The 15,274-nt window shown below is 32.4% G+C and carries 6 protein-coding genes; all 6 read left to right on the top strand.

The annotated features are described in order from the left end of the window. The first annotated feature begins 22 nt into the window (after nt 1-22). The 6 genes from NOX80_RS06100 (at nt 23) to NOX80_RS06075 (ending at nt 14,678) form a co-directional block, all read left to right on the top strand. Entirely contained in the window at nt 23-1,507 is a 1,485-nt protein-coding gene (locus tag NOX80_RS06100) for a restriction endonuclease subunit S (protein ID WP_256552423.1), read from the top strand. Continuing rightward, the gene (locus NOX80_RS06095; protein WP_256552422.1) at nt 1,504-3,093 is read left to right on the top strand and encodes an AAA family ATPase; all 1,590 of its coding nucleotides are present in this window, start codon (nt 1,504-1,506) and stop codon (nt 3,091-3,093) included. The genes NOX80_RS06100 and NOX80_RS06095 overlap by 4 nt, the downstream gene beginning before the upstream one ends. After that, nucleotides 3,080-3,976 carry a hypothetical protein gene (locus NOX80_RS06090; protein WP_256552421.1) on the top strand — a complete coding sequence of 299 codons (897 nt, stop codon included), beginning with the start codon at nt 3,080-3,082 and terminating at the stop codon, nt 3,974-3,976. Before NOX80_RS06095 ends, NOX80_RS06090 begins: the two co-directional genes overlap by 14 nt. Before the next feature lie 10 nt (nt 3,977-3,986). Beyond that, a complete protein-coding gene (locus NOX80_RS06085) occupies nt 3,987-5,441 on the top strand; it encodes a class I SAM-dependent DNA methyltransferase (RefSeq protein ID WP_256552420.1) in 1,455 nt (484 codons plus the stop codon). A gap of 18 nt (nt 5,442-5,459) precedes the next feature. Next, on the top strand, nt 5,460-9,551 hold the full coding sequence (locus tag NOX80_RS06080; RefSeq protein ID WP_256552419.1) for a COR domain-containing protein: 4,092 nt from the start codon (nt 5,460-5,462) through the stop codon (nt 9,549-9,551). A 279-nt stretch (nt 9,552-9,830) separates the two neighbouring features. Further along, on the top strand, nt 9,831-14,678 hold the full coding sequence (locus NOX80_RS06075) for a RecQ family ATP-dependent DNA helicase (protein ID WP_256552989.1): 4,848 nt from the start codon (nt 9,831-9,833) through the stop codon (nt 14,676-14,678). Nucleotides 14,679-15,274: the final 596 nt, after the last annotated feature.

Genomic DNA, 15,274 nt, shown 5'->3' with positions numbered 1-15,274 from the left:
AATCTTTTGGAAAAGATTTAAAATGAAAGAACAACAAGAAAAATATAATTTGCCAGAAGGTTGGATAAATGTTTCTTTAGGAGATATTTTAATACTTGAGTATGGAAAAAGTCTTCCTAAGAATAGTCGTCAGGATGGTAAATACCCCATTTTTGGTTCAAATGGAATAATTGGTTACCACAATGATTTTTTAGTTAAAGGACCTGTGATAATTATCGGGAGAAAAGGTTCTGTAGGCTCAGTGCACATTTCAAATGAAAACTGTTGGCCAATTGACACAACCTATTACATTAAGCCAGCACCGTCCTTAAATTTTAAGTTCATTTTTTTTATTCTGAAATTTTTAAACCTTTCAAAGCTTGATAAATCAACAACAATCCCCGGATTAAACAGAGATAATGTTTACGAACAAATAATAGAGTTACCTTCATTAAATGAACAAAACAGAATCACTCTAAAGTTAGAAGAATTATTTAGTTCTCTTGAAAAGAGTCAACAACAGCTAAGGGCTACAATAGATCAGATAGACGCTTACAAGCAATTGGTATTACAAAATGCATTTCTAGGGACAAATTCTTCATTTGTTAAGAAGCTAGAGGAAATACTAGTTTTTATTGGAAGTGGGATTACTCCTAAGGGAGGGAAGAAAGTTTATAAAGATAGTGGTATTATCTTTATAAGAAGCCAAAATGTACATAGAAATAAATTAGACATCAATGATGCTGCATATATAACTTTGTCAACACATGAAAAAATGAAACGTACGCATGTTAAACCATTTGATGTTTTACTAAATATTACAGGGGCTTCAATAGGAAGATGTGCATTTGTTCCGGAAAGTTTTAAAGAAGCAAATGTAAATCAACACGTATGTATTCTCCGTCCAGATCCCCAAAAGGTATACTATAAATATCTATCTTTATATCTTAATTCACCTAAAGCTCAAGACATTATAATGTCTGTTCAGACTGGAGCCACAAGGCAAGGACTCAATTATTCTCAAATTAGAGAATTACCTATACCTCTTCCCAATATTAGCACTCAAAAGGATATTGTCAAATATATAGAACAGAAAATATCAATTTGTGATAAACTGTACGAAAGTGTTACAAGTTCTTTATTAAAAGCGGATAACCTCCGACAGTCCATGTTAGTTAAGAGTTTTAAAGGAAAACTAGTTGATAATGACCTTAATTCTGAAAATCTTAAGTTATATATCGAACGAATTCAAAAGGAAAAAGAAACGTACGTAAATCAATTAAAAGAAGAGAAAAACAGTACTCCAAAAATTAAAGCTATGCCAGACACTCCTAAAAATATTCTACAAATATTGAATGAAAGAAAAGAATCCGTATCAGCTAGTGAACTATGGTCATTGTCTGATAAGAAGGATGATATAGATGGGTTCTATGCAGAATTAAAAAAGAATATAGATGAGGGCTTAGTTATAGAAGAAAAGCCTCGAAAAGGCAAAGTAGCATTTTTAAAATTAGCAGATAAAAAATGAGAATTGACAAAGTCTACATAAAGAATTATAAGAACTTAAAAGAGTTCACTATAGACCTTGACGAAAAGGAAATGAAAACCGTTTTACTGGGGCAGAATGCTTCTGGTAAATCAAACTTTATAGAAGCATTGGTTCTCATCTTCAAATACCTTGACCTAAGCACCGAGACAAAAAGGGAAGCACCAAGTTTTGATTATAATATCATTTATAAGATCAAAGGAAGTAAAGTGGATATTACATGCGATGAAGGAAATTATAAAATCTTGGTAGATAATGAAAAGCAAACCTTTAAATCTTTTTTTTCCAACACAGGGAAGACTGATTTTCAACCTAAATATGTTTTCACTTATTACTCTGGGTTAAGCAATAAATTAAAAGAGCACTTTTGGGATCATCAGAAAAAATTTTATGATAAAATAATCAATGACGATTTTAAAGAAGAAGAATTAGATACACTTAGAAAGCTTTTTTATGTACAGCTTGTACATTCTTACTTTGTATTGTTGGCATATTTTACACATGAAGAAGAAGATAGTATTGAGTTCCTTAGAAATGTTCTTCATATTGAAGACATAGAATCAATTCTTTTTGTACTTAAAATGCCAGCATGGGCAAAAAATAGGATAAAAGAAAATCCCGACGATATTTTTTGGACAGCCAAAGGCTTAGTGAGACCATTTCTTGATAAATTATGGGATTTATCACTAGCTCCTATTTACCATCACCAAGATGTACGCATAGATTTCGATGATTATGATCCACAAGAACAATTATATTTGTTCCTGAAGGGAAAGGATAAATTAAAAGAACTAGCCAACACTTATACAAGCAATACGGCTTTGTTTAAAGCATTAGAAAGCACTTATATATCTAAACTTATATCAGAAGTTCGGATTAAAGTAAAAAAGAAAAATGTAAATGGCAGTATTACATTTAAAGAACTAAGTGAAGGAGAACAACAATTACTAACTGTACTTGGACTGTTGAAATTTACAAAAGATGAAGATTCATTGATTTTACTTGATGAACCAGATACCCATTTAAATCCTCTTTGGAAATGGAGATATTTAGAGTTTTTAGATAAAGTAGTAGATAGACCAGCGAGTACCCAAATTATACTTAATACGCACGATCCACTTGTCATAGGTAGTTTAAAGAAAGAAGAGGTTAGAATCTTTAGGTTATCAGAAAATGGTTTAGAAATAGAAGTGCCTTCAATTGATCCTCGTTCAATGGATATTGTAAGTATTTTACGAAGTGAATTATTTGGTCTTCCTTCGGTTCTTAGTAAGTATATGCAATTGAAATTAAATAGAAAAAGATACCTGCTATTTAAAATAGAAAATGGAAAAGCAAGTGATGATGAAATGAATGAATATAATCAAATCCAGAAAGAGATAGAAGATTCCGGATTTAACGATTCAACTTATGATCCTTGGTATACTCGATATCTTGAATCTATATCAGAGAACCCACTCTTTCAAAAAGTCGAATTTACGGAGGATGAAGAAATTGAACTAAAAAAGCTTAGTGATGCCATAATTGAAAAATTAACAAAAGAGCGATTTCCAAATGAGAACAATTGATATCAATAGTTTATCCGTTGAATATGATAAAATTCATGGGAATGGGGCGTTTTCTAAATGGGAAAAAGAAGCAGAGATACATTTAGAAAAACTTAAGAAAATGTCACATTCTGCTAGAAGGAAATATTTAAATAGACATAACCATTGGGCAAGACTATATCCTGCATTATCTAATTTATCTCATGGAAAATGTTGGTATTCAGAATCTCCAGCAAATTCTAGTGAATGGGAGATAGAGCATTATAGACCAAAATTAAAAGCGAAAAGCGAAGATGGGAAAATCATTAGAAGTGACGGTTATTGGTGGCTCTCTTATTATTGGAAAAACTTTAGGTTAGCGGGGACTCTTGTTAACAAGGTTAGGCGTGATCGTTTTAAAATTGATGGGAAACCATATGGAAAAGGTAATTTTTTCCCTCTTGATTTAGATAATGGAGGAGTCATAGCTGTTCCTTATGACAATCATTGTGGTTGTGAAACGACATATTTGCTTGACCCTATTGTTCCTAGAGATACTCAATATATATCTTTTGACGAAAATGGAGATGCAATAGAAAATGCTGATCCCGATGACGATGATTTCAATTTTAAACGAGCATCTCTTTCAATTTATTTTTATGGATTGAACCATACGCCATTAATTCAGAAGAGAAAAGAAATCTGGGAAGCTTGTAAAAATGAAATAGAGATAGCACATAATTATTATAAAAACAAGGCAATACCTCAAAAGCTACGCGAAACATATATAGAGCAGTGTTACAATACAATATTCAATATGTCTAGACACAACAAACCTTATTCTTCTGTTGTGTTTGCTTATGTGAGACATAAGAGGCAAGATTATAAATGGTTGGAAGGATTATATGAGGTTATATCAAAATAACTAATTAACTATGAATAATATAGCACAAAAAATATGGTCATATTGTGATACACTTCGTGATGACGGCTTAGGATACAATGACTATTTGGAACAATTGACTTATTTGCTATTTCTAAAAATGGCAGATGAAAACAAGAGTAAATATAATTTGCCTGATATCTGTAATTGGAAAGCATTGGTTTCTAATTCAGGCGGGGCACTTCTAGAACAATATGAGCAAATATTAAAAACGCTGGCAGAGTCAGGCGGAATGCTTGAAAAGATATTCGCTAGTGCTCAGAATAAAATACATGATTCTGTTAAGTTGAAAAGATTACTTCAGCTTATTGATGAAGATAATTGGTCTTCTACGGATTCTGATATCAAGGGGGAAATTTATGAAACCTTATTGCAGAAAAATGCTGAAAATAGTGGAGCTGGTCAGTATTTTACGCCGAGACCTGTAATTCAGGCCATGGTGGAGTGTATCAATCCAATTCCTGATGAAACCATTGCAGATCCATCATGTGGCACGGGTGGCTTTTTTTTAGGAGCATTAAATCATATTCATAAGTATAACAAGCTCACTGAAGATCAGGAAAATTTCTTAAAGTTTGATACGTTTCATGGATGGGAAATCGAAAAAGCTACTGCAAGGTTATGTTTAATGAATTTGTATTTACATGGAATCGGAGATTTACAAAAGACACCAGATATACAGGTGTCAGATAGCTTAAATCCTCAAAAGGTAAATAAAGAAGTTCCCAAAGTAAAAATCGTATTGGCGAATCCACCTTTTGGAAAAAGTAGTAGTGATATACCGACAATAGACGAAAATCAGGCAAAAAAAGATGGCTATTTTTTACGTAAGGATTTTTGGGTTACTACAAGCAATAAACAATTAGCTTTTTTACAACACATAGTATCTATGTTAGAAAAAGACGGAAGAGCCGCAGTAGTCCTTCCTGATAATGTTTTGTTTGAAGGTGGGGCTGGTGAAATTATTCGTAAAAAACTACTTGAAGAAACAAATTTACATACCATTTTAAGATTGCCTACAGGAATATTTTATGCACAAGGAGTCAAATCTAATGTTTTGTTTTTTGAGAAAAAGAACCCATCTAAGGAGATAGGAACCAAAGAAATTTGGTTTTATGATTATCGTACAAACATTCATCATACTCCAAAAAATAATCCAATAACATTTAAGCATCTGGCAGATTTTATAGAGAATTATAAAATAGGCTCAGAGAATGAACGAGAAGAATCTTGGTCTGCTGATAATTCTAGTGGTCGTTGGCGTAAATATTCTTATGGAGAAATTATTGAAAGGGATAAAACAAACCTTGATGTTTTCTGGCTTAAAGATGATAATCTAATTGATTTGGACAATCTTCCAGATCCAGAAGTACTGATTGAAGATATCATTGAGAACATTGAAAGTGCTTTAGCCAATTTTAGAACGATAAAGGATTCGTTGAATTAGAACAACAAAACGTTTTGCATGAATGATTTTTTAAACGATAATATTTTTGATGTCGATTGTGATTTATTGTTAATACCAATCTCTACAGCCGGTACGATATCTAATTCTTTTAGAAGTGGTTTGGATGAATTAGATATTCCAACGGATCTTTGGAAAGATAAAGATTATGAACTTGGAGATATTAAAATATTACCCAAGAAATCAAAGAATAAATTCATAGCTTTTGTTTGTACAGTCGATGGGTATGATAGTGCTTATTATGCAATCAGATTGATAGGTAAAAGACTTGCAGAAAAAGTAATAGAATTAGAAGGTATTAGGGAAATAGCTACTCCAATATTAGGAACAGGGGCGGGTAAACTTCAGCCGCATCTAAGCTTGAATATTATGCGTTCTGCATTTTATGAAAATAAAAATGTAGGAGGTATTCGATTAACTTTTTGTACTCCGGATGAAGAGGTACATTATTCAATAAAGAATCAGATATTAGATATAGATACGCCTAGTGGTCAATTGGTAATTGAAGCTGAACTTCCAAATATTCGTATAAACGAATTTATTGAAAGAATTCAGTATGATAAAGAGTTTTATTATAAGTTAGCTGTAGAAAAGTTTAATGAGTATCTTGAATACGAAAGTTTAGATGAAAATTTTTATAAAAATTTATCTGAACAGTTTGAAACATCTGGAATAACTTTTAAAGAGTTTATCAATTCCAATTTATCTGCAGAGCAATTTAAATTCACTACACTTTGTGGAGAATTAGTTGCTTACATCGACTATAATGCATATCACAAAAACATATGGAACAAATACCCGGATAAAAGAATTTTGGCTCGGGCAGCAGTTCGTCAAAACAACTGGTTCATAAATTTAATTAAATATAAACAGACTAACAATCTAAACGCTGTAAGTTCAAGTATTAAGAATGCACTTATCTACTTAAAGTCTCCTAGTAGTAACTTTACTATGCTTTCAGAAAGGCATAGAAAAAAAGTGTTTGAGAATGTTTTTCCAGACAAAAATTATAATGAGGGATTTGAGCAATTGGTATTAAGTTTTTTTAGACAACTAGGAATAAAATCTCAAAACCCTGAAAATTTTGGAGCTCTTTGTAGTCGTGTTCTTTATCTCCCTTTTATAAAACCAATTTGGAATACATCTATAACAAAGGATAAAGATTCCCTATTTGAAGAACAAGGCGATTTTACAGATTTATCAAGAGTAAGTTTGTTGATTGAAGAGTGCTTAAAAACTAAATCAAAAAAACTTGATATTGGAAATTGTGGATTAAATGATTTAACTATTATTCCAGAACTATTTGAATGTACACATCTAGAAGAGTTGATATTAAGTAACGAGTGGGCTGTATATAAAGATGAAACTTGGCAACGTGAAACAAGTAAGAATAAAGGAACCCCAAATAACATTAGTGTTATTCCTGAAACTATTAGCCAGTTGTCGGAATTAAGAATCTTGATTTGTGGCGGAGATTGGAATATCTTTAAAAATAAGAAATGGAATAGATGGGGAATTTCAACGTTGGCTTCGATTACAAAACTTAAAAAACTGGAACAATTAAACATAAGTAATAACCAACTAAAAAGTTTGACAGGGCTTAATAAGTTAGATTCATTAACATTTGCCCATTTGAATAACAATGAAATTTCGAAACTTGAATCGTTAAACAACTTACAGAATCTAAAAGAGCTAAATCTTAGTAATAATGAAATAACTAGAGTTGAGCTTTTAAGTATTCTTCAGAATATTCAAACATTAGATTTGCACCATAATTCCATTAAAGATCTTAGTCCTATAAAGAACATTATAGAAAGAATTGGAATAATCAATGACAAGTGGGAAGTTAATACTGTGAATATAGCTAAAAATCCATTGGAACATCCTCCTATGGAAGTGGTAAATTTAGGACAGAAAGCTGTCCTTGGTGTATTACAGGATATTAAAGATAGAGGAAGTTATAAAAACAAAGATATTAAAATCATTCTTGTAGGTAATAGCGAGGTGGGTAAATCTACTTTGGTAAAATATTTGGATAAAGAAAAAGATCTTGAGGTTGAACATTTACCTACTCTTTGGATGGCAGAGAAAGAGATAAAAAGTAAATACTCAATTAAGGCTATTGATGGGGAATGTTTACTCCATGTATTTGACTTTGGGGGACACGATTATTATCATGACACACATCATTTATTGTATGGAACAAATACAATTTATCTCCTTCTTTGGGATGATAAAACCAATAATTTAGAACTTAGAAAAACATGCCAAAAATCTAAGGATGGTGAAGAAGTTGAAATTGAAACTCAAGACTATCCATTAAAGTATTGGTTGGATTCTGTTAAATTTCATACGAAAGATGTTGAGGCAGATAATTTTGAATTCGAATTAGATCGAGAAGTGACTTATAACAGTTCATTATTAGTAATACAAAATAAAGTTTCTGATGCTTCTAAAACAATATTTTTGGATAATAACCAATTGAAAACTGATTATCCATTTATCTATGACATAATAAATATTTCAATTAAGAATCCACAAAGGAACTTGAAGCATTTTGATAATTTATTTGATGAAATGCTTAATAATATGAAAATTATTGGTGCCATTCTTCCAAGATTTTACGAACCAATTAAAAGAAATATTGCTACTTATAATGAGAAACCAATTCTAACATTTATTGAGTTTCTTGACTATTGTAATAAAACTCTCAGAAATCCAATTGATGAAGATCAGTGCCGAAGATTGGTAAAATATCTAAATCAAGTGGGAATGTTACTTTATAGTGATAAAACTTCTGAAGAGAAAGTTTACATCAACAAAAAATGGTTGATTGATAATATGCATAAAATTTTAGAAAAGCTTACTGACAAAAAAGGAAAGTTTGATAAAAGTTATGCAGTAAATATTCTAGGAGCTAAAGAGGAAATGGTTGATGATATACTAACAATGATGCAGGAGTTTAGAATGATATTTAAGCATCCTTACTCAGATACATTTATTGCCCCACTTTATTTACCTCTCATGCCTGATGGGAAAGTCAATTTGTTTCTCAATAAAAAGCAAATTCCTTTTAGAAGATTCGAATATAACGGGTTCATTCATAAAAGTGTAATTCTTGATATATTTCAAAAATTCGGTACACAATATCCTTTAGATAAAAATAATGACCTTTATTATTATTGGAAAAATGGATTAGTGATTAAAAATCCAACTACAGAAGAGATAGTTATGATAAAGTTTCATCTTGGGAATGCAAATGGTAATGCTTGTATTGATATTTATGATCTAACTAATCATAAAGAATCAGGATTCAGAGATGAGGTTATTAATTACATTAGAGAGGTCAATCAAGATTACGAATTGGAAGAAATGGTCACATTAGATGGTGAAGAATATATTTCAAAAGAATTGCTCGAAGAAAATGCCAAAATAGGTAAGCATATATTTTCTGAAAAGAAATTGTCAGAACCTTTAAAATCAAAACAACATCAGAAACTTTTTAAACTGAAAGATTATATGGAATTTATTGATACTCCTGTTAAAAAGAAGAAAGTAGTAATATCCTACTCTAAATTTGATATAGATCAGGTGAATTTATTTATTAGACATTTGCAATCACTAGTTGATTGGGATTTGATTGAAGAACCATGGTGCTGCGAACATCTTATTACAGGAGTTGAATGGGATCAAGAGATACAATCAAGGTTTGATAATGCAGATATTATATTTTTTATGATAAGCACTAATCTTCTAAGTACCAAGTACGTAATGGATAACGAAGTAAAACCTGCTATTGAAAGATATGATCGTGATAAATCTTCAGTAAAGATTGTACCTATCATTCTAGAGTATTGTGATTGGGCAAGACGAAATCCTATAAATTTACAACGTTTTTCTGCCATGCCTTTTAAAGGAAAGCCTGTGAGTGATTTTTCAGATAAAAGTATTGTTTGGTATGAGATTATTCAAGCAATTAGAATTATGATTGAAAATAATATTTCATTGGAAAAGAGTGGTAAACCCAATCGAGAGATTCAAGATTTATATGAAAGGCAAGTAAAAGGAAAATTGGATAATAATTCCATATAAACAATAACCAGCTGTTTTTACTCCACATGTTTAATGCGAGTCTTTCGAATATTTAAAGTACACTTAAAAGAAAGGTGATTTATCTCAATCTTTTTTGTTTGCAATAATTAGGTGATATGATTTTGGAGTGGTTTTGGTGCGATGAATTACCTCAACTTAATTTAAAGATATTTTAAATTAGAAATTTAATATTAAATTAGCACCCTATCATACTCGCTATTAAATATTTGCGAATTTATAAGCAGATAGACAAACCAAACCGTAATTTTATTGAGTTTAATGCTAATAGATGAACAAAATAATACACGTTTAATTACATTTATTGACACCGAAATTGAACCAAACAAAGGTAAAATACTTGATATCGGTGCAATTAAACAAAACGGTAGTCAATTCCATAAAGCATCTTTAGGGGATTTTGTCCAGTTCCTCAAAGGCGATGATTATGTGTGCGGGCATAACATATTAAATCACGATATAAAATATATAGGTAAAACAATTTACGATGCCGGTGTTAACCCTCAAAACATAATTGATACGCTGCACCTATCTCCCTTACTATTTCCGACAAAACCCTACCATGCGTTATTGAAGGATGACAAACTTCAAACGGAAGACACAAACAACCCGTTAAACGATTCCATTAAGGCACGGGATTTATTCAATAGTGAGGTTGCCGCTTTTTGGCAAATTGATGAAACGTTTAAAGAAATCTTCTTCCTTCTCTTAAATTCCACAAAGGAATTTGGTGCATTTTTTAAATTTATAAATTACAGGAGTATAAGTACTGATACAGAAACTCTGGTTAGATTAAAGTTTCGTAACGAAATTTGTGAAGATGCAAATCTGACCCAAATAATAGCTGAACATCCTATTGAACTGGCGTATTGCCTGGCATTGGTCAATTCATTTATAACCCATAAAACGGTTCACTCCATTACACCACCTTGGGTTTTAAAGAACTTCCCTGAGGTAGAACGCATAATGCGATTGTTACGGAGTAAACCTTGCATAACCGGTTGTAATTACTGTAATAACGCCCTTGACATCCATAAAGGATTGAAAAGATTCTTTGGTTTTGATTCATATCGGACTTACGGCGGTGAGCCGCTCCAGGAAAAAGCCGTTAAGGCAGCTGTGAATAACAAGTCGGTACTGGCTGTTTTTCCAACAGGTGGCGGAAAATCGATTACATTCCAGGTTCCAGCACTTATGAGGGCTGAAAGTTCAAAAGGATTGACTATTGTAATTTCTCCGCTTCAATCTCTAATGAAAGATCAGGTTGACAACCTCGAAAAGAATGGCATAACTGAAGCTGTTACCATTAACGGATTATTAGATCCTATTGAAAGAGCCAAGTCGTTTGAAAGGATTGAAGATGGTTCTGCTTCTATTTTATACATTTCTCCTGAATCACTGCGGTCAAGAACTATCGAAAAGCTAATTTTAGGAAGGAAAGTTGCCCGTTTTGTAATTGATGAAGCGCACTGTTTTTCCTCATGGGGACAAGATTTCAGGGTAGACTATCTATACATTGGCGATTTTATAAAATTAATTCAGGAAAAGAAAAAACTTGAGGATGGTATACCGGTATCGTGCTTTACAGCAACAGCCAAACAGAAGGTAATTGAAGACATACGGGATTATTTTAGCGAAAAATTATCATTGGATCTTGAAGTTTTCACTTCAAAAGCGTCAAGGACTAACCTTCAGTACAAGGTGTTTGAAAAGCAAAATGAAGAAGAAAAATATTTGACCGCACGAGATTTAATCGAAGAAAAAAACTGCCCTACTATTATTTACGTATCCAGAACTCGAAAAGCTTATCTGCTAGCTGAAAGGTTAGCAAATGATGGTTTTAGTGCAAAGCCCTACCATGGTAAAATGGATAAGCAGGAAAAGACCGAAAACCAGAATGCCTTTTTAAATGGTGAAACGCAAATTATGGTGGCGACTTCTGCCTTTGGTATGGGGGTAGACAAAAAAGATGTGGGTTTAGTCATTCATTACGAAATCTCAGATTCACTTGAAAACTATGTTCAGGAAGCAGGGCGTGCAGGCAGAGATGAAAATATTTCAGCTGATTGTTTTGTGCTTTTTAATGCAGAAGACCTCAGTAAACACTTTATCCTGCTAAATCAAACCAAACTTTCCATAAAAGAAATCCAGCAGGTGTGGAAAGCGATAAAAGATATCACTAGATTCCGCTCTAAAGTATCCAATTCAGCATTGGAAATTGCCCGAAAAGCAGGTTGGGATGATAATGTGGTAGAAATAGAAACACGTGTAACTACTGCCATTGCTGCTCTTGAAGATGCCGGATATCTTAAACGTGGGCAGAATATGCCGCGGGTATTTGCTAACAGTATTTTATCTAAAAATGCCCAGGAAGCTATTGATAAGATAAATACTTCAGAAAAATTTGAAGAAAAGCAAAAAGAGCAAGGCGTACGTATTATAAAGAAACTCTTTTCAAGTAAAAGTAGAAAGCAGACCAATAACGAAACTACCGAATCAAGGGTAGACTATATTAGTGATCATTTGGGTATTGTAAAAGAAGAGGTCATTAATGTAATCAACCTGTTACGTGAGGAGAATATTTTGGCAGATGCCAAGGATCTGACCGCATTTATAAAGAAAGTAGACAATAAAAACCGCTCCCTTTCCATTGTAAAGACATACAGTAAAATTGAAAACTTTTTACTTCCGGTTTTTAGAGAAGAAGAAAGTATCTTTCATTTGAAAGAATTGAACGAGGAGGCTGAAAAAAATGGATGTGATGGTGTAAATATCAATAAGCTGAAAACAGTAATTAACTTTTGGTCTATTAAAAACTGGATTAAAAGAAAAAATTTAGAACATTCTAAAAATTACATTGCTGTACACTGCCTTCAAAGTAAAGAACAACTAAAAGATAAGCTTGAAAAACGGCATGAACTTGCAAAATTTATCGTTGATTTTTTTTATGATAAAACCATCACTGAAGCCCTAAAAGATCAGAAAGATAAAGATGACATTTTGGTGGAGTTTTCAGTACATGAGCTAAAGGCTGCTTATGATAATAGTTTCAGCCTTTTCAAAAAAGAAATAGGCATTGATGATATCGAAGATACGCTTTTCTATCTTTCACGAATTGAAGCAATAAAGATCGAGGGTGGTTTTCTTGTCGTGTATAATCGCTTAACTATTGAGCGAACCGAACAAAATAATAAAAAGCAGTACACTAAAGACGATTATCAAAAGCTTAGTCAGTTTTACGAAAGTAAAGTCCAGCAAATTCACATCGTGGGAGAATATGCCCAAAGAATGATTACCGATTACAGAAATGCACTTCAGTTTGTGGAAGATTATTTCCAACTCAATTATAGTTCTTTCTTAAACAAGTATTTTAAAGGAAGTAGGCAAAATGAAATTAAGCGGAATATTACCCCTGCAAAATTCAGGCAACTATTCGGTGAACTATCCCCTACACAGTTGAAAATTATTAACGATAATGAAACACAGCATATAGTTGTTGCTGCTGGTCCAGGCAGTGGAAAAACAAAGGTATTGGTGCATAAACTGGCTTCGCTTCTGTTGATGGAGGATGTTAAGCATGAGCAGCTATTAATGCTGACATTTTCTAGGGCTGCTGCTACCGAATTTAAAAAGCGTTTATTAAAGCTGATTGGCAATGCCGCAAACTTTATTGAGATTAAAACATTCCATTCTTATTGTTTTGATCTTTTGGGTAAGGTAGGTACTTTAGAAAAATCGACGGATATTTTAAACACTACTGTTGAAAGAATTAAAAATGGCGATGTTGAGGCCAGTAAAATCACAAAGACCGTTTTAGTGATTGACGAAGCCCAGGATATGAATGCAGACGAATTCGCTCTTATTAACGCATTAATGGAGCAGAATGAAGAAATGAGGGTTATTGCTGTGGGAGATGATGACCAAAATATTTATGAATTTAGGGGTGCGAGTTCTAAATATCTTGAACAGTTCATTTATGACAACAAGGCTGTAAAACATGAATTGGTTGAAAATTATCGTAGTAAAAGTAATCTAGTTACATTCTCAAATCAATTTGTACGACAAATTCAACACCGATTAAAAGAAACATCGGTTATTGCTAATCAAACTGATAATGGAAAAATCAAGATTGTTAGATATCAAAGCAACAATCTGATTACGCCTCTTGTAATCGATGTGGCTAACGCAGATCTTTTCGGAACTACGTGTGTACTCACAAAAACAAACGAGGAGGCTATCAAAGTTGCCGGACTGCTTTTAAAGAATAGCATTAAGGCAAAACTGATACAATCTAATGACGGTTTTAGTTTATACAATCTTGTTGAAGTCCGATTTTTACTGGATAAAGTAGATTTGGGAGCTGATATTTACACAATCAGTGATGAGGTTTGGGACAATGCTAAACGAGAACTACAGAGCACCTTCCGTAACAGCAATAAAATAGAGATCTGCCTGAACATCATCAAAGATTTTGAAACCACTAATCCTTACAAAAAGTACAAATCTGATTTAGAAGTTTTGATCCGGGAATCTAAACTGGAGGATTTTTATAATGAAAATGGTGAAACAATTTTTGTATCAACCATCCATAAAGCTAAGGGTAAAGAGTTTGATAGTGTATTCCTTTTACTTGATAATTTTAATATAGCTACAGATGAAGCTAAGCGACAATTGTATGTAGCAATGACAAGGGCAAAACAGAATCTAAATATACACCTAAATGCTAGCTATCTCAATCATTTGGTTTCGGAAAATCTTCAACAAATAGACGATTTTGAAACTTACACCACACCTGATAAAATTGCCGTGCATGCAACCCTGAAAGATATCTGGTTAGACTATTTCATCAATAAACAGGATTTAGTCTCTCAATTAACGTGTGGAGAATCGTTACGGGTTAAGGGGGATGAATGCTTAAACTCAAATGGGCAATCTGTATTAAAATTTTCAAAGTTACTCATTAAGAAAATTGAGGAAATGGAATCAAAACACTATAAATTGAGAAGTGCAAATGTGAATTTCATATTATACTGGCTTAAGGAAGGAACTTCGCAGGAAATCAAAATAATTTTACCTGAGCTTTATTTTGAAGCTATTGAGTATAAGTAAAATTATAGTTGTTACTCTAGTCAAGTCCAAAGTGATCACCTATTGAAAATATTCAATATTTTTTCCAAATCTTCCAAAAAATGTTTCGAGATTTGTTCGGTTTCGGCTTATGTCGTATGTGATTTAACTCCTAAAATAAGAGAGTTTGCTGAGGAATTACATTCTCTTACTAAAAGTCCTGATGATGAAGGTTATTTCGGTTTCTTAAGAGGATATAATATGTATGTTGAAGTAATAAGCTTCAAAAAAATGATGGATGATGCGACACTCAGAAATAAAATATTTTTCAAAAAGCTGCATCTTGAATAAGCCATTAAATGCTACATCTACAAGTATTCTTATCCTTTTTTTGCGGTCTTACAATAGATTTCTTACTCTATATACATTGAACAAAATTCCATAATCGCTCGTTGTAAAATTGGGTTTTTAAATACACTTTAAAATTTAGATTAAGGTACAAAGCCTGCTTTTGCGAGCAGGCTTATTGACTTATTGACAAACTAACGATCCATTATCTTTCTCAAAACCTTCAAAAACGCCAATAAAAGTTCAAAAGTACTCCCATCCATGGTACAAAAGCTCCAAACATAGTTTGG

Origin of the sequence: Flavobacterium cerinum, assembly GCF_024496085.1 — a bacterium.
In the GTDB taxonomy this organism is placed as follows: domain Bacteria; phylum Bacteroidota; class Bacteroidia; order Flavobacteriales; family Flavobacteriaceae; genus Flavobacterium; species Flavobacterium cerinum_A.
This window is presented reverse-complemented; position numbering and strand designations above follow the sequence as displayed.

Coding starts and splice junctions, on each gene's coding strand:
- NOX80_RS06085 (WP_256552420.1), top strand. CDS start 3,987: ATGAATAATATAGCACAAAAAATATGGTCATATTGTGATACACTTCGT.
- NOX80_RS06100 (WP_256552423.1), top strand. CDS start 23: ATGAAAGAACAACAAGAAAAATATAATTTGCCAGAAGGTTGGATAAAT.
- NOX80_RS06095 (WP_256552422.1), top strand. CDS start 1,504: ATGAGAATTGACAAAGTCTACATAAAGAATTATAAGAACTTAAAAGAG.
- NOX80_RS06090 (WP_256552421.1), top strand. CDS start 3,080: ATGAGAACAATTGATATCAATAGTTTATCCGTTGAATATGATAAAATT.
- NOX80_RS06075 (WP_256552989.1), top strand. CDS start 9,831: ATGCTAATAGATGAACAAAATAATACACGTTTAATTACATTTATTGAC.
- NOX80_RS06080 (WP_256552419.1), top strand. CDS start 5,460: ATGAATGATTTTTTAAACGATAATATTTTTGATGTCGATTGTGATTTA.